This is a genomic window from Roseateles sp. GW821-FHT09H11 (assembly GCF_059415845.1).
In genome coordinates, this window is sequence record NZ_JBWKOA010000001.1 from 1 (window position 1) to 22,458 (window position 22,458).

General features: G+C 69.8%; 18 protein-coding genes. 11 read left to right on the forward strand and 7 right to left on the reverse strand.

The window, feature by feature from the left end; genetic code table 11:
- The first annotated feature begins 157 nt into the window (after nt 1-157).
- On the forward strand, nt 158-1,207 hold the full coding sequence (locus tag AC07PR_RS00005) for a PEP-CTERM sorting domain-containing protein (RefSeq protein ID WP_495133934.1): 1,050 nt from the start codon (nt 158-160) through the stop codon (nt 1,205-1,207).
- A gap of 151 nt (nt 1,208-1,358) precedes the next feature.
- On the forward strand, nt 1,359-2,030 hold the full coding sequence (locus AC07PR_RS00010; protein WP_495133935.1) for a hypothetical protein: 672 nt from the start codon (nt 1,359-1,361) through the stop codon (nt 2,028-2,030).
- A 33-nt stretch (nt 2,031-2,063) separates the two neighbouring features.
- Here the strand turns inward: AC07PR_RS00010 and AC07PR_RS00015 are convergent, their stop codons facing one another.
- Nucleotides 2,064-3,227, reverse strand: coding sequence for an SLC13 family permease (locus tag AC07PR_RS00015; RefSeq protein ID WP_483106718.1), 1,164 nt, complete (start codon nt 3,225-3,227; stop codon nt 2,064-2,066).
- 204 nt (nt 3,228-3,431) lie between these two features.
- Nucleotides 3,432-4,205 (reverse strand): substrate-binding periplasmic protein, encoded by a 774-nt coding sequence (locus AC07PR_RS00020; protein WP_495133936.1) that lies wholly within the window; start codon nt 4,203-4,205, stop codon nt 3,432-3,434.
- Nucleotides 4,206-4,411: 206 nt separating this feature from the next.
- On the opposite strand from AC07PR_RS00020, the gene AC07PR_RS00025 reads away from it, so the two are divergent.
- Both AC07PR_RS00025 and AC07PR_RS00030 read left to right on the forward strand, forming a co-directional pair.
- Nucleotides 4,412-5,212, forward strand: coding sequence for a DUF4198 domain-containing protein (locus tag AC07PR_RS00025; protein WP_495133937.1), 801 nt, complete (start codon nt 4,412-4,414; stop codon nt 5,210-5,212).
- Entirely contained in the window at nt 5,209-5,706 is a 498-nt protein-coding gene (locus AC07PR_RS00030; protein ID WP_495133938.1) for an EF-hand domain-containing protein, read from the forward strand. The genes AC07PR_RS00025 and AC07PR_RS00030 overlap by 4 nt, the downstream gene beginning before the upstream one ends.
- Nucleotides 5,707-5,772: 66 nt before the next feature.
- Here the strand turns inward: AC07PR_RS00030 and eutC are convergent, their stop codons facing one another.
- Nucleotides 5,773-6,579: an ethanolamine ammonia-lyase subunit EutC gene (eutC, locus tag AC07PR_RS00035; protein WP_495133939.1), complete on the reverse strand. Its 807-nt coding sequence runs from the start codon at nt 6,577-6,579 to the stop codon at nt 5,773-5,775.
- Nucleotides 6,580-6,587: 8 nt separating this feature from the next.
- Nucleotides 6,588-8,009, reverse strand: a complete 1,422-nt coding sequence (locus AC07PR_RS00040; protein WP_495133940.1) for an ethanolamine ammonia-lyase subunit EutB — start codon at nt 8,007-8,009, stop codon at nt 6,588-6,590.
- 262 nt (nt 8,010-8,271) lie between these two features.
- Between AC07PR_RS00040 and AC07PR_RS00045 the strand changes: the two genes are divergently transcribed.
- Nucleotides 8,272-10,533, forward strand: a complete 2,262-nt coding sequence (locus AC07PR_RS00045) for a M6 family metalloprotease domain-containing protein (protein ID WP_495133941.1) — start codon at nt 8,272-8,274, stop codon at nt 10,531-10,533.
- Here the strand turns inward: AC07PR_RS00045 and AC07PR_RS00050 are convergent.
- Nucleotides 10,502-11,668 (reverse strand): pirin family protein, encoded by a 1,167-nt coding sequence (locus tag AC07PR_RS00050; RefSeq protein ID WP_495133942.1) that lies wholly within the window; start codon nt 11,666-11,668, stop codon nt 10,502-10,504. The two genes, AC07PR_RS00045 and AC07PR_RS00050, sit on opposite strands and share 32 nt — an antisense overlap.
- 302 nt (nt 11,669-11,970) lie before the next feature.
- On the opposite strand from AC07PR_RS00050, the gene AC07PR_RS00055 reads away from it, so the two are divergent.
- The 3 genes from AC07PR_RS00055 (at nt 11,971) to AC07PR_RS00065 (ending at nt 17,199) form a co-directional block, all read left to right on the forward strand.
- Nucleotides 11,971-13,914 (forward strand): diguanylate cyclase domain-containing protein, encoded by a 1,944-nt coding sequence (locus AC07PR_RS00055; protein ID WP_495133943.1) that lies wholly within the window; start codon nt 11,971-11,973, stop codon nt 13,912-13,914.
- 129 nt (nt 13,915-14,043) lie between these two features.
- Nucleotides 14,044-15,540 carry an ATPase domain-containing protein gene (locus AC07PR_RS00060; RefSeq protein WP_483106707.1) on the forward strand — a complete coding sequence of 499 codons (1,497 nt, stop codon included), beginning with the start codon at nt 14,044-14,046 and terminating at the stop codon, nt 15,538-15,540.
- Nucleotides 15,541-17,199 (forward strand): response regulator, encoded by a 1,659-nt coding sequence (locus AC07PR_RS00065; protein ID WP_495133944.1) that lies wholly within the window; start codon nt 15,541-15,543, stop codon nt 17,197-17,199. It begins immediately after the preceding gene.
- A 27-nt stretch (nt 17,200-17,226) separates the two neighbouring features.
- Here AC07PR_RS00065 and AC07PR_RS00070 read toward each other — a convergent pair whose 3' ends face one another.
- Nucleotides 17,227-17,568 (reverse strand): YciI family protein, encoded by a 342-nt coding sequence (locus AC07PR_RS00070; RefSeq protein ID WP_483106705.1) that lies wholly within the window; start codon nt 17,566-17,568, stop codon nt 17,227-17,229.
- A 164-nt stretch (nt 17,569-17,732) separates the two neighbouring features.
- Here AC07PR_RS00070 and AC07PR_RS00075 point away from each other — a divergent pair, with 164 nt between their 5' ends.
- The 3 genes from AC07PR_RS00075 to AC07PR_RS00085 are packed head-to-tail and all read left to right on the forward strand — an operon-like array spanning nt 17,733 to nt 20,039.
- The gene (locus AC07PR_RS00075; protein WP_495133945.1) at nt 17,733-18,182 is read left to right on the forward strand and encodes a GNAT family N-acetyltransferase; all 450 of its coding nucleotides are present in this window, start codon (nt 17,733-17,735) and stop codon (nt 18,180-18,182) included.
- Complete coding sequence (locus AC07PR_RS00080) at nt 18,179-18,832, forward strand: AraC family transcriptional regulator (protein ID WP_495133946.1); 654 nt, start codon at nt 18,179-18,181, stop codon at nt 18,830-18,832. Before AC07PR_RS00075 ends, AC07PR_RS00080 begins: the two co-directional genes overlap by 4 nt.
- A gap of 43 nt (nt 18,833-18,875) precedes the next feature.
- The gene (locus AC07PR_RS00085) at nt 18,876-20,039 is read left to right on the forward strand and encodes a hypothetical protein (RefSeq protein WP_495133947.1); all 1,164 of its coding nucleotides are present in this window, start codon (nt 18,876-18,878) and stop codon (nt 20,037-20,039) included.
- Nucleotides 20,040-20,046: 7 nt separating this feature from the next.
- Here AC07PR_RS00085 and AC07PR_RS00090 read toward each other — a convergent pair whose 3' ends face one another.
- A complete protein-coding gene (locus tag AC07PR_RS00090; RefSeq protein WP_495133948.1) occupies nt 20,047-22,434 on the reverse strand; it encodes a TonB-dependent receptor plug domain-containing protein in 2,388 nt (795 codons plus the stop codon).
- Between the last annotated feature and the right edge of the window lie 24 nt (nt 22,435-22,458).

The following is a 22,458-nucleotide window of genomic DNA, read 5'->3' on the forward strand; positions in this document are numbered from 1 at the left end:
GCTAGGGTTCATACGTGGGTCAGGTTTGAACGGAAATCAGTGCGGTCGGTGGGTCAGGATTCGGCGGCAATCAACACTGCATCCCTGGGACGCCGTCACCCCTGGCGACACGGCGGTGCTAGCCTGCGCAAGGCCTCAGGACGTCAGGAGTGCTGCCATGCGCATCGCGACACGTGTCTCTCGAGCCTTCACGCTTCGCAGGTTCCTGGTCACCGTGCCGGGCCTGCTGGCGATGATCCTGGTCGCCACCGGGTCCGCAGCGACGGCCGCCACCTACAGCGGGGAGGCGCGCAGCGAAGCCCGGACGCTGAATCTCATCGCGCCGGTCGACGCCCGATCGGTGGTGGACAACGTGCCCACCGGCACCTTGACCTCTGCGGAGATCGCGGAATATCGGCCGAATTTCAATGGCGCGGAGAGCAGCAGCAGTGCCGGCGGCGGTGCGCTCGCGGGGCTGGTGTTCCTGTCCGCCAACGCCACGACGCGCACCATCGGGCATGACGACTCGGCGTCCATCGCCTCATCGAGCGCGTCGGCCCGGTTGACCGACAGTTTCATCATCCATTGCGGCGGCTGCGCGGACGGCACGGTCGGCACGATGCTGTTCCAGGTGGTGACTGCGGCCAAGCTCTCTTCGACCTCCTTTGCCGGCGGCATCATCGGCACACCGCCTTTCGGCCTCGCGCGCAGCGAGATGACATGGAACACCTCGCTGCAGGTGAACAGCACCGGACTCGACGCGGTGACCGGCGCCTGGCCGACGACCGTCATGGCCGGGTCGGGGATCTCCCGCGTGACCGACAGTACCGGGCTCGACGACCTCAGCGTGACCGGCCTGCACGGCGCGAGGCATACCTTCGCGTTGACCTTTGCCTTCGGGCGGCCGATCGAGCTCGATTTCGCCGCCGCGATGCAAGCCAATGGATCCGCCATCCCGACGGGGCTCGAGTCGCAATACGCCTATGGCAACTGGGGGATGGGGGAAGCGTTCACCGCGTGGGGCGGCATCCTGTCGGTGCGGGACTCGTCCGGGCAACTGGTGAGCGGGTTCTCGGCGCTGACCTCGCAGGGGATCAGCTACGCACAGTCTTTCTCCGAAGTGGTCCCCGAGCCCGCCACCTGGGCGCTGATGGGGCTGGGCGCCCTGGTGTTGCCGCTGCTGGCGCGCCGGGCAAGACGCATTGACTCGATTCCACCGGTTGAATGAATGCGGGCTTCCCAGGATCCCGCATGAGGGATCCAGCCCTGGATGAGTTGCTGCGATCCATTGGGAGGGAGGAAAGCAAAGCCGCAATCTTCTGCTTCGCCGCGCGATCGGACTTCGCGGATACTCCCGCGCAGCCGTTGCACGCTCCTTCATGACCCTTCGCCGCATCCGCTTCGCCGCTCTTTCTGTCCTCCTGGTCGTGGTCATCCTGGCCGCGGGCGCCGCGCTGGTCTACATGTCGCAGCGCATGGCCGCTGATGGGAGCTTCAGGACCCGATCGACGCTGATCACGGCAACGGATCGTCCGGTGTACTTCTGGACGGTGGTCGCGATCCCCTGGCTCGCGGGCGTCGTCTTTCTCGCAAGCGCTCCACTGGTGGCATGGCGCGCATGGAAGGCCACCCCGGAAGAGCAGGACAAGTTGGAGCGCCAGAATCCGCGCATCTATGGTCAGACTCGCCGCTCGTTGACCATTGCCTTCTGGGTCCTGGTCGCAATGATCTGCACGATCCCTGCGTGGGCGGTGACCTTGCCACTGTCCGATGCTGAGCGTCCGTCTGCGCCCCTCGATCTGCGGCTGCCTCCGCATGCGGCGCGCGATGCGGCTCCGGCCGCGCAACTGCCGGCGGCAAAGCCTGTCGCAGGCACCGGCCAGTCCATGCGCGTGCAGCCGATCAGGACCCTCTTCGAATGGGGCGTCGAAGGAAGCCGCGAAGCGCTCATCGCTTGTCAGCGGGGCGCCTACCCAGGCGCGGCGGTCGCTGCGTATCAGACCTGGACGCCGAAGAGCAACGCCCAGCCGGATCACTGCGACAGGTTCTGAAGCCTCCTCGTCGGCTGAACCGGCGGCCACCGCTCAGAGCGTCAGCCACCCCACCAGCACCGCGCACACCACCAGGAAGGGGAGGCTGATGCGATGGAACTCCGCCAGCCCGCCCGGCACGCGCGCCAGGCGCAGGGCGATGAGGTTGGCCATCGATCCCAGCACGAAGCCGAAGCCCCCGACGTTCACGCCGATGGCCAGCACGGCCGGTTGCGGCAGGTGGTCCGCCAGCAGCAAGGTGGCCGGCACATTGCTGATCACCTGCGAGCTCACGATCGCCGCCAGATAGGCCGGCAGCGGCTGGTCCAGCGGCAGCCGCGCCAGCAGGCCGGCCACCTGGGGCAGGGCGACGAGCTGGTGCAGGTCCACGAACATCAGGGCGAAGGTGGCGAGCAGGGCCCAGTCCAGCCGCTTCAGCACCTCCCGGTACCAGAGCGCGTAGACCGCCACCACCACCGCCAGCGCGGGCACCCACTGGTGCAGCTCCAGCGACAGCACGAAGCCCACGAACAGCACGACGGACAGCGTCAGCAGCCGGGGCTGGGTGGCCGTCTTGTGCCGCGCGGGCGCGATCGTGATCGGCGTGCCCGGCATCGTGAGGAGGATGGTCGCCGTCAGCAGGACCAGCATCACGCCCACCGACGGTCCCATCATCGCGATGAAACCGCCGAAGGACTCGCCGGAGCGATGCCAGAGGTAGAGGTTCTGCGGGTTGCCGATCGGCGTCAGCGACGAGCCGGCGTTCACCGCCAGCGCCTCCAGCGCGACCAGTCGTGCCAGGGGCAGCTTGGCCTGCGCGGCCAGCTCGCGGGTCAGTGGCACCAGCAGGAACAGGCTCACGTCGTTGGTGACCAGCGCGGCGAGCACTGCGGCGACCGCGCACATCACCAGCGCCAATTGCCGCGCCGTGCCGGTGCGGGCCAGCAGCGCGCGGGCGGCACCCTGCAGCACGCCGCTGCGTTCGACGCCTTGCGTGATGGCCAGCAGGCCGGTCAACGCCCCCAGGGTCTGCCAGTCGATCAGGCGCAACCAGTCGCCCGGCGAGATCGGCCGCAGCAGGGCGAAGGCGACGGCCACCAGGGCCAGGAAACCCAGCAGACGGTTGCCGCCCGGGCCGGCATCGTGATCGCCGGGCGGGAGGTCCGGTGCAGGGTCCGACGGATCGGGGCTGGGGCGTGAGGAGAGGGGGGCGCTCATGAAACGATGGGGGGCGAGGGCTCGACGCCCGGGGGAGTGGCAGGATGACGCGCAGTACCGGTTTCCGGCATGCGTGTCGCGAAGAGGGGCAGCGCAGCGCAAGCGATCAACGCCAGCACGCTGAAGGCCCACGCCGGTGCCCGTGACGGCCAGCGCCAGACGGAGGCCAGTACGGCCTGGAGTGAACGGCGCGCCCGGCGGCGACTAGCCGTCGCCCAGGCTGACCAGGCGTTGAATCTCCTTGCGGCGCGCGCCGATGGCCGAGTCGATCCGGGGCAGCCACGCCGCGAGCAGACTGTCCTTGGCCGCCGCGAAATGCACGTCTTGCGCCGACAGCGGCTGTCGTCCGACCTGCAGCGTCTGCAGATTCCCACCCGCCGCGCGCAGCCGGGCATGGACGCTGTCGGCGGAGCCATGAAAACTGGTCACGAGCAGCACGTCGCAGTGTCCGGCCTCGAGCGTGCGAAGCCGACGCGACAGGTCACCCGCCACCGGTCGCACGTCCAGACCATCCGCGGCGGGATTGGCCAGCGCGTTGCCGTAGGTCGCCATGCGGGACATGCAGACCACCCGACCGCGCAGGTCGTCGACATGGCGGACATCGAGCTGGCGGTCCCGCCGGCTGACGGTCCAGATGGCGCCGCGGAAGAGGGGCACCGAGAAGCTCAGCCGCTCGCTGCGCTCTTCGGTCGGGCTGACGCCGAAACCGATGGTCTCGCCCCGTTCGACCAGCCGGAGCAGGCGGGAGAAGGGCACGGCGCTCCGCTCCCAGCGCAGCTTGGCGGCCTGTTCGACGACCGTCAGGATCGGGGTCAGGAAGGTGGCATCGACGGCCTCGGACAGGGCCAGCGGGACGACCGGGGGCACGCGCCCGGACTGCGCGACGGCCGGCGTCGCGGCGACGAGCGCCGCGCCAAGGAAGCTCCGGCGCTTCAGGGGCTGGCCTGCCGTCAAGGCCAGGTCGGCGAGGTGTTGCATGCGTTGATTCCTCTGTCCCTTGAACGGGTCTGAGGAACATTGTCGGGCAGTCATGCGACAGCAGGATGCTTCCTCCGCCTCGGTCCGGACGCAACACCTGGCACCAGGCCCCGAAGGCCACCTGTTCCGCGATTGATGACAATGATTCTCAATTGAGATCAATTCTCATCTATAGTGCCGACCGACTCAACCCGGCACGAATCGCGATGTCCCTCTTCACGCTCGACAAGATCGGCCCCTGGCTGACCCCGCTGCTGCTCTGCGCGGGCGCCCAGGCCCATTCGCCCTATCTCAAGCCCAATACCTTCAGCGCCGAGGAGCAGCGCAAGCAGGTGATCGTGGAAGCCTCGTTCGCCGAAGGCGACCTGCGGCCCGACGTGGCGATGAAGTCCGACGCCTTCCACGTGATCGGGCCCGACGGCAGGAAGCTGGCGCTGACGCCGGCGGCCGCGCTGAAGGAGGCGACCTATCTCGAGGTGCCGCTCGGCGCCGGCAACGGCACCTATCTCGTGTCGTCGGGGGTGCGCAAGGGCCGGCTGGCCAAGGGCGTGCTGCGCGACGGCAAGGTGCATTTCGCCGAACGCGCGGAAGACACGCAGCCGGGCGACAAGCCGATCGAGGTGCAGAGCATCACCCGCGCCGACGTCTACGTCAGCCGCGGCCGTCCGAGAGCGGCGGATTTCGACACCGACGGCGTCGGCATCTATCCGGTGACCCAGCCCTATGACCTCTATGCCGGAGACCCCGTCACCGTGCGCGTGCGCGACAGCCGCCAGCCCCTGGCCGGCGAGACCGTGACCGTCATCGCCGACGGCCAGAACTACGTCAGCCACAAGCAGGCGGAGCAGGACTTCACCACCAACGCCGCCGGCGAAGTGAGCTTCAAGCCGAAGACGGCGGGTCTCTACCTGCTCCAGGTGCGCGTGCGTCGCGCCTCGGCGGACAACCCCGCGCTGTGGATCAGCACCACGGCCACCCTGACCATCGAAGTGCAGCCCCAGCCATGAAGACCTCCCTCCCACGTCACCTGTTCGTCGCCCTGCTGGGACTGGCCGCGCTGCCTGCGCTGGCCGCGTCGCATTCCTCGACCACCTTCATCGCCGAGCAGGACCTCAACGGCGACGGCAAGGTGCTGCTGGCCGAATTCAAGCTGGGCCGCGAGGTCGAGTTCGTGCGCATCGACTTCAATGCCGACGGCCAGCTGAGCGAGGCCGAATACCTCGGCGAATTCGAGGGTCGGCTGATGCAGCGCGTCGGCAAGATCGCCGACCCGGAGAAGCGCCGCGAGGAACTGCAGCGCCAGATGCGTCAGGCCAAGGTCCGTTTCGGTGTGCTCGACACCGACAAGAACGGCAGCATCAGCCTGGAGGAGTTCCAGACCGCCGGCCTGCGCATGTTCACCCTGCACGATCGCAACAAGGACGGCGCGGTGGACGAGGCAGACCTGAAGATCGCCGAGGACGAGAAGAAGGCGGGCAAGGAAAGCTTCGTTTCGCCGTGAGGTGTATGGCACCTTCTCCCGCTTGCGGGAGAGGGCGGGGGTGAGGGCCAGCGGCCGCGGCAGTCATCAGCGCCCATCCAGCCGGAACGACGCCCTCGTTTCAACCGCCGGCGCCGCGTCGCCGCTCTCATCCTTCAAGGCAACACCTGTCACCTGACGGGATCGCGCCTCGTTGAGCAACCACGCGAGGCGCGCCGCCGCCGCGTCCGGCGCCAAGCCTTCCGGCCTCACGTTGGAGATGCAATTGCGCTCCGCGTCCACGCGGCCGGGCCGAGGCGCCCAGGTGACGTACACGCCCATGCTGTCGGGGGAGCTCAGGCCCGGGCGCTCGCCGATCAGCACGACGGCGAGCTTCGCCCCCAGCGCGTGACCGATCGGATCGCCGATCGCGACGCGCGCCTGGCGAGCGATGGCCACGGGCGCCCAGCGCCAGTCGTTCGCCAGCAGCGGCCTGAGCGCCGAGATGAAGGCGAGGGCATGACGCTCGATCGCCAACGCGGACAGGCCGTCCGCCACGATCAGCGCGAGGTCTGGCGGACCTTCCACCTCACACCCGGCCAGCAGCGCGGTCGACCTGTCGTCGAGCCGACGACCGAGATCCGGCCGCTGCAGGTACATGGCCCGATCGGTGGCGGCGCTGTGCAGATCGAGTGTCGCCAGCCCCGCCGCGCTCAACGAGGCGGCGAGCGCCTCGTGATCCAACTCGCGATGCACCGCGTCCCGCGCCTGCGCATGGGCGAGCTGGAACGCCAGGTGCGCCGCCGTGGGCTGACTGACGCCCGCGCGGCCCAGGCCGATGCGCGCCGGCGTGTGCCGGCGCAGCGTGCTCCAGGGGTTGGAAATGAGGGTGTCGCTCATGGTGTCGTCGCTCATGGCTGTCCTCACGACGACGGCAGCAAGGCCGCGAAGGCCGGGGACATGCCGTCCACCAGATGACCCGGCGCGCCGGGGCGGGCGATGCGCATGCGCTCGAGCCAGCGCTCGAACTCCGGCGCGGGGCGCAGTCCCAGCACCCGCCGCGCATACAGCGCGTCATGGAAGGACGTGGTCTGGTAGTTGAGCATCACGTCGTCCGAGCCCGGGATGCCCATGATGAAGTTGCAGCCCGCCACGCCCAGCAGCGTCAGCAGCACGTCCATGTCGTTCTGGTCGGCCGCGGCATGGTTGGTGTAGCAGATGTCGCAGCCCATCGGCAGGCCGAGCAGCTTGGCGCAGAAGTGGTCCTCCAGTCCCGCGCGGATGATCTGCTTGCCGTCGTACAAGTACTCGGGCCCGATGAAGCCGACCACCGTGTTCACGAGCAGCGGCTCGAAGTGCCGCGCCACCGCATAGGCCCTGGCCTCGACGGTCTGCTGGTCGCAGCCGTGGTGCGCGCCGGCGGACAGCGCGCTGCCCTGGCCGGTCTCGAAGTACATGACGTGCCGGCCGCGTTGTCCGTCGTCGAAGACGGCGCCCCGCGCCAGCGACAGCGCCGCCGCGCGGGCCTCGCCCAGCAGCTTCAGGTCGATGCCGAAGCTGCGGTTGGTCGCCTCCGTACCGCCGATGGACTGGAACACCAGGTCGACCGGCGCGCCGCGCTCGATGCACTGCAGCGTGTTGGTCACGTGGGTGAGCACGCAGCTCTGGGTGGGAATCTCGAAGCGCTCGATGACCTCCGCGAGCAGGCCCAGCAGGTGCGAGACCTGGGTCACGTTGTCGGTCGCGGGATTGATGCCGATGACCGCGTCGCCGCTGCCGTACATCAGCCCGTCCAGCACGCTGGCGGCGATGCCGCTGGCATCGTCGGTCGGGTGGTTGGGCTGCAGCCGCGTGGACAGCCGGCCCGGCAGGCCCAGCGTGTTGCGGAAACGCGTGACGACCTCGCACTTCCTCGCCACCAGGATCAGGTCCTGGTTCCGCATGATCTTGCTCACCGCGGCCACGATCTCGGGCGTGAGCCCCGTAGCCAGGCGCGTCAGGGCCGCCGTGTCGGCCGCGTCCGAGAGCAGCCACTCCCGCAGCCCGCCAACCGTCAGGTGCCCGACCGGGAGGAAGGCCGCGGCGTCGTGCGTGTCGACGATGAGGCGGGTGACCTCGTCGTCCTCGTAGGGGACCAGCGCCTCGTTGAGGAAGGTTTTCAGCGGCAGATCGGCCAGGGCCATCTGCGCGGCGACGCGCTCCTGCTCGGAGCCGGCGCCGACGCCCGCGAGCCGGTCGCCCGAGCGCTCCGGCGTGGCCTTGGCCATCAGCTCGCGCAGGCTGTCGAAACGGTAGCTGACGGCACCGACACTCTCGCCGTAGGCCGAGGCCCTGGAAACGTTCATCGCTGGCTCCTTGCGCGCCAGCTTAACCGCCGCCCGGGACGCCCGTCCGCCTCCCCGCCCGGAACGCCACGGCGGTGCCCGGACTCATCAACACGGATGATGCGACGGCTCGATGCATTGCCTACGCTGATTCTTTCGGTGCAGCCCGCAGGCCGCGGTGATCGCCGGGGGATCGAACCCTGATCGCTCTCCTCCCGATCTCCGCCTGATCTCCCTCGGATCGCTGCCTCATCCCCCTGCGCGCACCGAGGGAGTCATCGCCATGTCCGTCCGATTCCAGGATCATCCCTTCACGCTGACCCAGCCCGACGGCAGCACGCTGGCCGTGCGCGGCAGCGGCAACCAGTTCCGCGCCACCTTCGAGACCCTCGACGGCCGGCCGGTGGTGCTGAACCCGCAGACCGGCTGGTACGGGCCGGTCGCGACACCGCCGCCGGGACTGGTGGCGGCGCTGGCCGCTGCTCCGGGCGGGACCGGCAGCGCCGGACTCGTGCAGGTGTCGCCATTGCAGCGTGAAGCCGCCGGCAGTCCGCTGGCCCGCCGCTGCGATCAGCGCCGCGCGGAACGCCAGCAGGAGCTGCGCTCGCTGCGCAACCTGGGCTCGTCGGGCGGGCCGCTGCTGGCCCCGCCGCAGCGCCAGACGGTGGGCGACTTCGTCGGCCTGTGCCTGCTGATCGACTTCGTCGACGAGCCGGCGACCATCCCCCGCGACGAGGTCGATCGCTTCTGCAACCAGGTCGGCTACAACGGCTTCGGCAACCAGGGCTCGGTGCGCGATTTCTTCCTCGACAACTCCGCGGGGCGCTGCAAGTACAGCAACGTGGTGGCGCCGTACTACCGCGCCAAGCATCCGCGCACCTACTACACCGACGAGTCGATCCAGATGCCGATCCGGGCCTGGGAACTGATCGGCGAGGCGCTGGCGCACCACAAGGCCACGGGCTTCGACTTCACCCCGCTCACCGCCGATGCGCAGGGCTTCGTCTACGCGATGAACGTGTTCTATGCCGGCGAGGTGCGCAACAACTGGTCCCGCGGGCTGTGGCCGCATGCGCACCGGTTGCAGGCGACGGTGCCGCTGGCGCCGGGCAAGGGCGCGCTGGACTACCAGTTCACCGCCATGACCAGCGAACTGACGCTGGGCACCTTCTGCCACGAGAACGGCCACATGCTGTGCGACTACCCCGATCTCTACGACGACGAGGAGGACGCGCAGTCCAGCGGCGTGGGCATGTACTGCCTGATGTGCGCCGGCAACTTCGACGAGAAGAATCCCATCGCCATCAGCGCCTACCTCAAGCGCCTGTCGGGCTGGGCGAACCAGGTGATCCCGCTGGAACACGACCGGATCGTCGAGCTCAAGGCCGGCAGCAACGACATGGCCATCCACAGCCGCGGCGGGCGCGAGTACTTCCTCGTCGAGAACCGCCAGCGCAGCGGGCGCGACGGCTCGCTGCGCGACAGCGGCCTCGCCATCTGGCACGTGGACGAGACCGGCGACAACAGCCGGGAACAGATGACACCCGCCAGCCATTACGAGCTGTCGCTCGAACAGGCCGACGGGCTCTTCCAGCTCGAACGCGGGCGCAACCAGATGGGCGATGCCGGCGACCTGTACAAGGGACCCGCCGCGCGTTTCGCCGACGACACCACGCCCTCCAGCCGCTGGTGGAACGGCACGGCCTCCAACCTGACCATCGACCAGATCTCCGCCTCCGGGGCGACGATGAGCTTCCGCAGCCGCTTCGGCGCCGGCACGCCGCCGGCCGCGGTGCGGCACGTCGCGCAGCCCGACCTTGCCATTCCCGACAACGACGCCGCCGGCATCCGCAGCACGATCCAGGTGCCGGAGGACGTGACGCTGGCGTCCATCAAGATCGGGCTGACCATCGCCCACCCCTATGTGGGCGACCTTCGCGCCTCGCTCGCGACGCCCTGGGGCGCCGTGGTCGAGTTGCATCCGAAGGGGCAGGGCGGCAACGCGAAGAACCTCGACCTGACCTACGACGAGTCCACGCTGCCCGCATTGGCCACGCTGCGGGGACGCAGCAGCCGCGGCGCCTGGACGCTGACCGTGCAGGACCTCGCGCCGCAGGACCGCGGCCGTCTGCAGCGCTGGGGGCTGGACCTCACCGCCGCGGCCGCGCTGCCCGACGTCGTGGTGCTGAAGGAATCCCCCGGGACCGCGATCCCGGACGGCAAGGCCGCCGGCATCGAGCGCACGCTGAGCAATCCCCGGGCCTTCGTGCTCGCGAGCGTGGAGGTGTCCGTGGAGATCTCGCACAGCTGGGTCGGCGACCTGGAAGTCAGCCTCGTGTCGCCGGCCGGCACCCTGGTGCCGCTGCATGCGCGCGCCGGCGGGTCCTCGCACGATCTCGCCGCGACCTACACGTCGGCGACCACGCCGGCGCTGGCGGCCCTGGCCGGGCAGCCCGCGGCCGGTGCCTGGAAGCTGCGTGTGGCCGACCGCGAGGCGCAGGACGTCGGCAAGCTCAACGGCTGGCGTCTGACCTTGAAGGCCTGAGGGGGAGCGTGTCGGCCCGCGCCTGCGCGGGCGGCCGCTCCGTGCGGCCGTCCGCGTGCCGGGCGAAGCGGTCGTCGCCGTCCCCGCCTTCTTCCTTGCCGTCCCCGTGGACCGGCGCGGCGTCGGGCCAGGGCCAGCCGCCGAACTCGGTGCGCCGGTAGTCCTCGAAGGCCTGACGCAGCTCCTGCTCGGTGTTCATGACGAAGGGACCGTACTGCGCCACCGGCTCGCCGATGGGGCGGCCTTGCAGCATCAGCAGCTCGCCCGGTTCATCGCCGTTGGTCAGCACGACCCTGGCGCCCGCGCGCACTTCGATGGAGGAACCGACGGGCACCACCTGACCCTCGATGGTGATCCGGCTGCCGGCGAAGAAGTACAGCTTGCGCCGCGTGCCATCGCCCAGCGCCGCGGGCAGGGTCCATGTCGCACCGGCTTCCAGGCGCAGCGTCCACATCGCCAGGTCCGAATGCAGGCGAGAGCCCCACGAGTCCGGCGGCGGCGCGAGCGGTCTGGCCGCGCCGGCATGGCCGTCGCCATCGACGGCGGCCGGCAGGCCGCCCGCGATCACCACGACCTCGGTCGCGCGTCCCGCTTCGTCGACGAAGGTGTGCCGCGGGATGTCCTGCGACCAGAACATCGTGAAGTGCGGCTCGACCATCTTGCTGTCCGCCGGCAGGTTGAGCCAGATCTGGAACAGCTCCAGCGGGTTGGGCCGGTCGGTGTGCAGCAGCGGGAACATCTCCGCGTGGACGATGCCCTTGCCGGCGGTCAACCACTGCACGTCCCCGCCGCCGAAGCGCGCGCCGGCCCCCAGCGAGTCGGCATGGTCGATGCGGCCCTTGCGGACGATGGTCACCGTCTCGAAGCCGCGGTGCGGGTGCGCCGGGAAGCCGGGCACCTGCTGCCCGTGGTACATGCTCCAGCCGTCCTGGCGTGAGAAGTCCGAGCCCATCTTCCGGCCCGCCAGCAGCGACGCGTCCGGTCCGTGGCGGCCGTTGCCGCGCGGATAGGCGTCGTCATGGTGGACGCAGAACAGGAACGGATCGATCGTCTCCCAGGGCATCCCGAGCGGCTGGATGGAGACGATGGCGGAGGAGGGCGCGTCGGTGGCGGTGATGGCGGTCGTTGCTGTCATGGCTGTTACGGCGTTCTGGCGTTGGCGTTGGCGTTCTGGCGTTCTGGCGCTTAGGCGCTTAGGCGCTTAGGCGCCTAGGCGATTACCCGGATATCCCTCCACCCTAACCCGAACCGGCCGTCCGCGCTCGAGCCGAGGCATTCCTGACGATCTGCCGGGGCAGGCGGGCCTCGTCAGTCGTCGCCCTACACGAGCTTCATCCAGTCCCGGATGGTGCGTCCCAGGGGGCCCGCGTACAACGTCCACCATGGACCAAGGGCGTGAATTCCCCGCCGATGGCTCCGCTCGAAGGAGGCCTTGCCGTGCAGCAACAACGAACGAAAGCGACGACGTCACTGACCCGCCTGCGCCGCTGGCTGGCCGCGGGCAATGTGGCGCTGGGACTGATGCTCTGCGTGGCGGCCGGTCTGAGCCTGCACAACGCCCGCGAAGGCGATGAAGGCGCGGCGCAGCTGACCGCCGAGAATCTGGCCACGAGCATGGGCAGTGAAGTGGCCGCGGAGCTGCGCCTCATCGACAACGCCCTGGCCACGGTGGCCGAGCGGTATGCCAAGACGCCCCGCGCGGCGGACCGGGCGGACGTCCTGGCGGCAATGGTGGCCGAGCAACGGCAGCTGCTCCAGCACGTGAGCGCGATTCGCGTGGTCGATGCGACCGGTGCGGTGGTCGCCGACGAGGGCGCGGGCATAGGCACGGCGGCCATCCACCTGGGCGACCGGCCGTACTTCGAGCGCGCGCGGGCGCGCGACGCCACCGTGGTGTCCGAGCCGCTGAAGAGCCGCACGGCGGGCGTGTGGTGCATCGTGCTCGCACGGCGCCTGATCAACGGCGACGGCGGCTTCGACGGCGTCGTGCTGACGGAGGTGACCTCGGACCACTTCGCGCAACGCTTTGCCGGCATGGAACTCGGACGGTCCGGCGCCATGGCGATGCGCATGAACGACAACTTCCTGCTGGTGGCCCGGCATTCCGCGTCCGAACCCCGGTCCCTCAAGGGCCTGGGCGAAGCGAACGTCTCCAAGGCCCTGCGCGAGAACATGCAGCGCGACGCGAGCCACGGCTGGTACGTGACCCCGACGGCCCTGGACAAGGTCGAGCGCATCACCGCCTACCACCGCGTGCCGGGCTACCCGTTCACGATCTACGCCGGCCTGAGCACCGAGGAGTATCTCGGGGCCTGGTACCGCCAGGCCGCCGAACTGTCGGGGCTGGTGGCGCTGATGATCGCCTTGGTCGGCGGCGTCTCCGTGCTGCTCTATCGCGGGCACAAGCGCGAGAGCGAAGGCCGCATGGACGCGGACCGCACCGCGCGCGAGCAGTCGCTGATGCTGGAGAACGACCTGGTGGGCATGGTGCGCCTGCGGTCGCGCGTGATCCTCTGGGACAACCGCGCCCTGGCGCGCATCCTCGGCTACGACGCCGGCGAACTGCGCGGCATGTCGATGCGCGACCTCTACCTGGACCAGGCCACCTTCGACCACATCGGCCGGGCCGGCTACGGCGCCCTGCATGCCGGCGAACGCTTCCGCACCCAGGTGCAGATGCGCAGGAAGGACGGCTCCGCGCTGTGGATCGATCTCAGCGGCATGCTCGTCTCCGAGGACGAAAGCCTGTGGATGCTGGTGGACATCGACGCGCTCAAGCAGAGCGAGGAGAAGGCCTACGGCATGGCCTTCCGGGACGCCTTGACCGGCCTGCCCAACCGTCGCCTGTTCGAGGAAAAGCTCGCCGACGCCCAGGCGACCGCGCTGCGGGCGGACACGGGCCTCGCGGTCTGTTACCTGGACCTGGACGGCTTCAAGCCCGTCAACGACCGCCATGGGCACGAGGCCGGCGACGAGGTGCTCAAGGAGGTCGGCGCGCGGCTGCAGCAGACCTTGCGCGCCAACGACATCGTGGCCCGCCTGGGCGGCGACGAGTTCGCGATCGTGCTGACCGCCAACAGCGAGGTGGGCGGGGCCCGCGCCGTCCTGCAGCGCTGCCTGGCGGAGATCGAGCGGCCGATCGAGGTCGCGGGCGGCCACCGCGTGACCGTGAGCGCGAGCATCGGCATCGTCCTGGCCCGCGGGGCCTGCGAGACGGCGGCGATCCTGCGCGGGGCCGACGAGGCCATGTACGCGGCCAAGCGGGCGGGCAAGGGGCGCATCCAGATCGGATCGACCTTCTCGTCGGCCGACGCGAGCACCTTGACGCCCCGCTCGACCGTGCCTGCCGCGCTGGTCGAGCGGCCGTTTCGCGTGGCCTGAGGGGTGAGGTGCCCGGCGCTGGCGCCGGGCGGGAGCGGAAATTGCCGCGGCGCGTGATCCACCCTGTCCAGGCGGCGTTCGCGCGGCTCGGGGCAGGCCTGACCGCCTCCCGTCCGCTCCTTCCGACTCATGCCCCCACCACGCTGTTCCACCGGTATTTCCGGCCTCGATGACATCCTCCAGGGGGGGCTGCCCCCCGGCCACCTCTACCTCTTCGAGGGGGAACCCGGTACCGGTAAGACCACGCTCGGCATGCATTTCCTGCTCGCCGGGCTGGCCGTCGGGGAATCGGGTCTGTACGTCACGCTGTCCGAGACCGGCACCGAGCTGAAGGAGGTCGCCAAGTCCCACGGCTGGGACCTCGATCAGGCCGGCCTGGAGGTGTTCGAGCTGGTCAGCGCGGAGCAACTGGGCCCGGAGGCGGAGCAGTCCATCATCCACCCCGCCGAGCTGGAGCTGAACCAGACCGTCCAGGGCGTGATGGCCCGGATCGAGGCGACCCGTCCGAAGCGCGTGGTCTTCGACAGCCTGTCGGAGATGCGTCTGCTGGCGCAGGACCCGTTGCGGTACCGGCGCCAGGTGCTCGCGCTCAAGCACTTCTTCGCCCACCACGACTGCACGGTGCTGATGCTGGACGACCTCAGCGCCTCCACCGGCGACATGCAGCTGCGCAGCATCGCCCACGGGGTCGTGTGGTTGCAGCAGATCGTCGGCGAGTACGGCGCCGACAAACGCTTCCTGCGCGTGGCGAAGATGCGCGGCATCGGCTTTCGCAGCGGCGAGCACGACTTCACCCTCAAGACCGGCGGCCTGGAGGTGTTCCCGCGCCTGGTCGCGGCCGAGCACCACAAGACCTTCATTCCGGAGAACGTCAGCACCGGCAACGCGGCCTTCGACGCCGCGCTGGGCGGCGGGCTGGCGCGCGGCAGCAACACGCTGTTCGTCGGACCGTCCGGCGTCGGCAAGACCACCACCGCCATCGCCTGCGTCCACGCCGCGCTGCGGCGCGGCGAGCGGGCCGCCTACTACCTGTTCGACGAGGGGCTGGGCACGCTGCTGCCGCGCGCCAGGACCCTGGGTTACGACCTCCAGGCCGACATCGACGACGGGCGTTTCCTCCTCAGCGCCCTGGATCCCGCGGAGGTCACCGCGGGGGAATTCGCCGCGCGCGTCCGGCAGTCGGTCGAGCAGGACGGCGCCCGCACGGTGGTGATCGACAGCCTCAATGCCTACCTCCAGGCCATGCCCGGCGGCAAGTTCCTGATGCTGCAGATGCATGAGCTCCTGACCTACCTCAACCAGCGCGGCGTGATGACGATCCTGGTGCTGGGCCAGCACGGCATCCTGGGCCAGGGACGGATCGACATCGACCTCAGCTACCTGAGCGACGCCGTGGTGCTGTTCCGCTACTTCGAGGCGCGCGGCAACCTGCTGAAGGCGATCTCGGTGGCCAAGAGCCGCACCAGCCGCCACGCCAACACCATCCACGAGTTCCGCCTCGGCGACCAGGGCGTGGAAATCGGCGAGGCGCTGACGGACTTCGAGGGCGTGGTGTCCGGCGTCTCGCGTTATGCCGGGGACATCGCGTTGCTCGGCGATCGCGACGACGAGCGGCAGCGGCGCTGAATGACGAGTGCCTTCGAATCCCGCGTGATCATCCTGGCCCCGTTCGGCCGGGATGCCCAGGTGATCGCCGAGGTGGTGACGGGCATGGCGCCGGCCCAGCCCGTCCAGGCGCCGGAGCAGCTGCTGGCGGCGCTGAACGAGGGGGCGGCGGCCGCCGTCGTGACCGAGGAAGCGCTGTCCATCGCGCCGGGCAGCCCGGTGCACCTGTGGCTGAGCCGGCAGCCGTCGTGGTCGGACTTCCCGTTCGTCGTCCTGACCAGCAAGCGCACCGGACGGCGCCCGCCCAACGCGGCGACCTCGCTGCACCTGATGGGCAACGTCATCCTGCTGGAGCGTCCGCTGAGCCCCGACACGCTGCACACCGCCGTGGAGGCGGCCGTGCGCGCCCGGGCGCGGCAGTATGCGAACCGGGCGATGCTGGCGGAGCTGGCGGTCGCGCACGATGCGGTGGAGCGGCTCAATCGCGAGCTCGAGGACCGCATCGAGAGCCGCACGCGCGAGCTCTCGATGGCCAACAACCGGCTCATGAACGAGATCGCCGAGCGCGAGCGGGCGCAGGCGGCGCTGCTGCAGGTCCAGAAGATGGAGGCCATGGGGCACCTGACCGGCGGCATCGCGCACGACTTCAACAACCTGCTGCACGTCATCGGTACCAACCTCGACCTGCTGGCGCGGCTGGACTGCCCGCCGCCGGCCGGCCGGATCGTCGAAGGCGCGCGGCGGACGGTGAAGCGCGGCGCGCGTTTGACCGAGCAGCTGCTGTCCTTCGCCCGCAACCAGTCGCTGGTGCCGCAGGCCATCGACATCCACGCGTCGATCAACGGCATGCAGGAACTGCTGCTGACCTCGGTCGGTTCGCGCGTGCGCATCGCCCTGGAGCTGGCGCATCCGAAGCCGATCGTGCTGCTGGATCCCAACCAGCTGGAGATGGCCGTGCTCAACCTCGCGCTCAATGCGCGCGACGCGATGAAGGAGGGCGGCACCATCGCCATCACCACGCAAGAGGCGGAATGCGAGCGCGAGGGTCAGGTCGTGCCCTGCGTGCGGGTGACGGTGGCCGACAGCGGTGCTGGCATTCCGCCGTCGATCATCGAGCGCGTGTTCGAGCCCTTCTTCACCACGAAGGCGATGGGCAGCGGCACCGGCCTGGGCCTGGCGCAGGTGTACGGCTTCGCGAAGCAGTCCGGCGGGCAGGTGAGCATCGAGAGCGCGCCGGGGCAGGGGACGCAGGTCCACCTGCTGTTCCCGCTGGCGACGGAGTCGCTGGCGGAGGAGTCCGAGGCGGACCGGTCCAGCCTGGTCACGCCGCGCCAGGACATCCTGGTCGTCGAGGACGACGACGAGGTGCGCCATTCCATCGTCCAGAGCCTGGAGCTGCTGGGCCACCAGGTGTCGGCGGTCTCCAACGGCGCGGATGCGCTGCGCACGCTGGGCGAGCGCCGACCCAGCCTGCTGATCGTGGACTACGTGATGCCGGGCATGAACGGCGGGGAACTGATCCGCCGGGTGCAGGACGCCTGGCCCACGATCCCCATCATCCTGGCGACCGGCTATGCCGACATGGAGAAGGTCGGCCAGGTGCTGGGCGCCAGGTCCATCCTGAAGAAGCCGTTCCGCGTCGATGCGCTGGCGGAGGCGGTGCATCTGGCGGTGGCGTGAGGGGCCGCGCTCAAACGCGGCTGCGGGTCAGGACGCCGGATCGAAGAAGAACACGCGAAGCTCCTGTTGGCAGCGGCAGGCCTTGGCGATGCGCGCGGCCCAATCGACGGCCGCTTCGCGAGAAGGCAGTTCCAGGACACAGAATCCGCCGTTGAGCGTCGGCGCCCACGGATAGCCGCCTTCGGCGACCGTGCCGTCCGCCGAGACGAGCACGGGCGGAACGCTCTCGTCGATGCCGCCGCCGAAGACATAGACACGGGCCGACTTCGCCTCCTCGATGACGGCATGCGAGTCGCGGACCACGGCGTCCCATTCGCCGTCGGGGACGACCATCGCGGCGCTGGGGAAGGAGATCAGGTACTTGGCCATGGGGCGGGTGCTCCTCTGTGCTGGACCCGCGATGATGCCCAGGATCGGCGTGCGCGCCATCCGTGCTCGCCAGAGTCGCCGCCTGAGGGGCGACGCCTGCGATCACGAGGCAGGAATGATGTTGAAATCGCGGTGCCCGTCCACCTCCCATCTCGAATCGCCACGTGATCACCTTGCACATCACCACCGACAAGTCGGACCTGGACATCGACCTGATCCACGCGTTCCTCGCGAACGAGTCGTCGTGGGCAAAGGGAATCTCGCGCCAGGTCGTCGAGCGATCCATCGAGCATTCGCTGTGCTTCGGCGGTTTCGTCGACGGACGGCAGGTGGCCTTTGCCCGCGTCATCACGGATCGCGCGACTTTCGCGAACCTCGTCGATGTCTTCGTGCTGCCCGCGCATCGCGGCAAGGGCTACAGCAAGCGACTGATGGAGGCCGTGATGTCGCACGCCGATCTCCAAGGGCTTCGGCGGTTCACGCTGGCGACCGGCGATGCGCATGCGCTCTACGCGCCATTCGGATTCACGTCGCCGTTGATGCCGACGACGCTGATGGAGCGCTACTTCCCCGGCTTGTACGAGTCGACAGCGGGTGAGAGGCTGAACGAATGACAGCTCCCCTCTCCGTTCATCGCGCCTTCGAGCGGATGGCGCGCCACCGCCACGCGCAAGGCTATGTCGCGCTCGTGCTCGCCGGCGGCTACGTGGAGGCGGGCGATCGTGGCCGGGTGCGTGTCGAGGCCGGCCAAGCCGTGTTCCATGGCGAGCACGAATCGCATCAGAACGAGTTCTTCCGCGCCGGCGCGCGTGTGCTGAATCTGCCGGCGCTCGGCAGCGATTTCCACGATCCGTTCGGACATGTGGACGATGCGGACGCGATCGCCCGGCTGGCCGAGCGCGATCCCCACGAGGCCGCCGCGCTGTTGCGCCGGACCTTCCGCCCTTTGGCCATGCGGCTCAACGATTGGCCGGACTTGCTGGCCGCGGCGCTCGCAGCCGATCCGGCCCTCAGCCTCGCCGATTGGGCCGATGCCATGGGCATCGCGCCGCAGTCGCTCAGCCGGGGTTTCGGCCGGGCCTTCGGCACCAGTCCGAAGCGCTACCGGTTGGAGCTGCGCACGTTGCAGGCGCTGCGCCGGCTGCCGGGCTGGCAGGGCTCGATGGCGGCGCTCGCCGCCGAGACCGGCTTCGCCGACCAGGCCCACCTGACGCGCGCCATCGTCGCGCTGACCGGGCGGACGCCGACCCGCTGGGTGGGTTAAGTCCGTTCAAGAACGGAGCGCCTCGCTTGCCTAGCATCGGGGCATGCAACGACGAACCTTCCTGACCGTGCCGCTGATCGCTTCGGTGGCGTCCGTGCTTTGCACTCTGCCTGCCGACGCCCGGCCCGATGCCCGAGCTGCCAGCCGCACCCGATGGAAGGTGCGCGCTTCGGAAGGCTTCGATGCGATCGCCTTCCTCGGCCCCCTGTCGGGCACGCAGCTCTACCTGGACTTCTACGGCGAGGACGCCGCCGCCTTCGCGCCGCGTCTTCCCGAGGTGGTGCGCAGCGACGTGCCCCGCCTTTGGAACGAGGCGACAAAGGACGGCTTCGGCTTGCTCGGTCCCAACCTGCAGGTGCTGTTCTCGGCCAACGGCAACGACGCGACGATCGCCACGCTGCTGACCGCGCTGCGGTCGCGGCAGACGGCCATCCTGCCGAGCTACAAGGCCAGCAGCTACTGGAGCGAGGAGGACTGGACCTGGTTCGATCGCGCCGCGCCGCGGATCGATGCGATCTTCAGCGCGATGCAGCGCGCCGGGTTCGCGGCCTTCCGCAAGGAGCGGATCGGCAACGATCTGGACCAGCGCATCGCCGAGGTGCAGCGCGCGCTCGCCGGCTTCGACGTGATCTCCTGGCAGGAGAAGCTGACCGGGCGGAGCTTCGATCCCGAGATCCAGATCGTGCTGCTGCAGTTCTCGAAGCCGCATGGCATCAAGGTGCAAGGCCAGACCTTCCTGCAGGCCGCCGACTACGACACCGCGACCACGGTGCGCATCGCCGCGCACGAGATGCTCCATCCGCCCGTGCCGATGGACGGCCCGGCCGCGACGGCGGCGCTCGCGGCCCTCGGTCGCGATCCGCTGATCACGAAGATCGTCCGCGACCACGATCCCCGCTGGGGCTACACGACGCTGCCGGGTCTTCTGAACGAGGACCTGTGCCAGGCGCTGGACCAGTTGATCAGCGAGGCGCTCGGCGCGGCCCGCAATCCGGCGGATCGCTGGCGCAAATCGGACGACGGCATCCACGTGATCGCCGCCGGCCTGTACGGCTTGCTGCGCCAGGATCGATGGGCGGAGAAGGGCGGATCGATCGAGCGTTGGCTCGCTGCCGCCGCCGCCGAGGGACGATTGGATCCGGCGGTGTTCCATCCGGCGGCGGCGCGGGTGCTGGAGCGGCCTATCGATGCCCTGTGGCCGTTGTAGTTGCCGCTCAGAACACCCACTTCGCCCTCGCGTAGTAGTACGCCCCGTTGAACCCCACCGGCGACAGCACGTCGTAGGGGAAGTTGCCGAAGTACGCGATGTCGGACGTCGAGCGGCTGGGGTAGCGGTCCGTCGCGTTGACCGCGCCGACGCTGACGCTCAGCGCGCGGGTCGCCTGCCACTGCGCCTCCAGGTCCAGCTGCCAGACCGGCGCGTAGGTCTGCGTGGGCACGAAGCCGTCGCCGAAGTCGAAGACGCGCGTCGTGCTGCCGTGACGCGTCAGGCGGCTCAGCAAGGACCACGCGCCGCCGCGCCATTGCGCGGTCAGGATGTGGCGCTGGCGCGGGGCGGCGTTGGTCAGCGTGTTCAGCTCCTCCAGGCCCACGTTCGCGTCGGCATGCGGTCTCGCCGTCGTTTTGCTGAACGCGGCGGCCCACGACAGCCGCAACTCCCCGTCGAGTGCCGCGCCGTTCCACTCGGTCACCAGGTCCGCGCCGCGCGTGCGCGTGTCCAGCGCGTTGGTGAAGAAGTTGACCCCGTCGATGCCCGGGACGCCGAAGAGGGACGCCAGCGTTTGCGACAGCCCGTCGCCGCTGATCCGCTGCGACAGCGTGACGCGGTCCTTGACGCGGATCGCGTAGGCATCGAGCGTCGCCGACCAGTGGCGGTCGGGCTGCCAGGTCAGGCCGAGGCTCGCGTTGCGCGAGCGCTCCGCCTTCAGGTCCTGCGCGCCGAGGTAACGAGCGATCGGACTGTCCACCGGAAGCGTGCGGATCTGGCTGAGCTCGCCGCCGTCCCCGCGGTCGGTCACGGTGAAGCTGAAGCCGCGTTGCGCCAGCGAGGGCGCGCGGAAGTTGGTCGAGATCGCGCCGCGCAGCGCGAAGCCCCCGGCGAGCGCCAGGCGCGAGGACAGCTTGGCCGTCGTGGCGTTGCCGAAGTCGCTGTAGTGATCGTGGCGCAGCGCGGCTTCGGCCTGCCAGTCGCGGGTGAAGGACGCGCTCAGGTCGACGTAGGCGCCGATCACGCGGCGCGACAGGCTCGCCGCATCGCCCTGCTGAAGACCCGGCCCGGCCTGTGCGCCGGCGGGGCCGTCGAAAGCGCCGACCGCGTAAGAGGCCGCGTCGCCCGCGCCGGTGACGAAGCGCTCATGACGCCCGTCGAGGCCGGCCGCCAAGGTGGCCGGGCGGCTCAGTCCGGGGATCGTGACGGAGCGCGTCAGATCAAGGTTGACGGTCGTGAGCCGCGTGCCGAAATCGCCGAGGTGGAACTCGGTCGGACTGGCCGCGCCGAGCGAGGTGTTCAGCGAATGCCGCACGCCGTAGTCGAAGTCGTTGCGACCGTGGTCGAGCGACAGGTCGTAGTCCCACCCCGCCCAGTCGCCGCGCAGACCGGCGACGAGCTGCAGGTCGCGGTTGTCGCCGGTGGTCTGCGGCCGGTAGCCGTCCGGGTAGACGCTCTTGAGGTTGGCGAAGCTGTCCGGGTAGCGGTAGTACGCCGCGCCCGTGGAGCGCCGCTGCTGCCAGGTGCCGAAGGCGTAGGCCTGCTGCTGCGGCGTGAGGTCCACGGCGCCGTTGAAGAAGGCCTGCCACTGGCGCGTGGCGGGTTCGCCGGCGGCGTAGTTGCGTTGGCCGACGGTGGCGAGGTTGTCGGGCGTCGCGTCCTCCCACGGCGGCAGTTGATCGAAGCCGCTGCGGTTGGTCGCGTTGCGGTGCAGGCCTTCGAGGCCGGCGCGCAGGAAGCCGCGTTCGCCGATGGCCCAGCCTTGCGACAGGCTGGCCGACTGGGCCTGGCCGTCGTTGATCGTGCGGCCGGTGGGCTCGAACTTCGTGTGGAAGAGACCGGCCTCGGCGCCGAGTTCGCCGCCGCTGCGGCGCTCGTCGAGGATCACGTTGACCACGCCCGCGATGGCGTCGGAGCCGTACTGCGCGCCGGCGCCGTCGCGCACGACCTCGATGCGCTGCACGGCGGCGAGCGGGATGGTGTTGAAGTCGACGGGGTTCGCGCCCTTGCCGGTCTTGGATTCGAGGTTGACGAGCGCCGAACTGTGACGGCGCTTGCCGTTGACGAGCACCAGCACCTGGTCCGGCGACAGGCCGCGCAGCTGCGCCGCGCGCACGTGGTCCGCGCCGCCGGAGTTGGACTGCCGCGGGAAGTTGAACGACGGCAGCAGCGCCTGCAGCGCGGCGGCGAGCGTGCCGTCGGGACCGGCGGCGCGCAGGAGCTCGTCGCGCGAGAGCACGTCCACGGGGACCTGGCTGTCCGCGAGCGTCCGGTCGCGGGCACGCGTGCCGGTGACGAGGACGGGACTGAGGGCGGTGTCGGATTGGGCGAACGCGGGGACGCCGCTCGTCAGCAGGGTCAGCGAGGCGAGGGCGGTGGCAGAGAGCTTCAGCATGGGGGCGGCGCAAGTGCAGGCAGA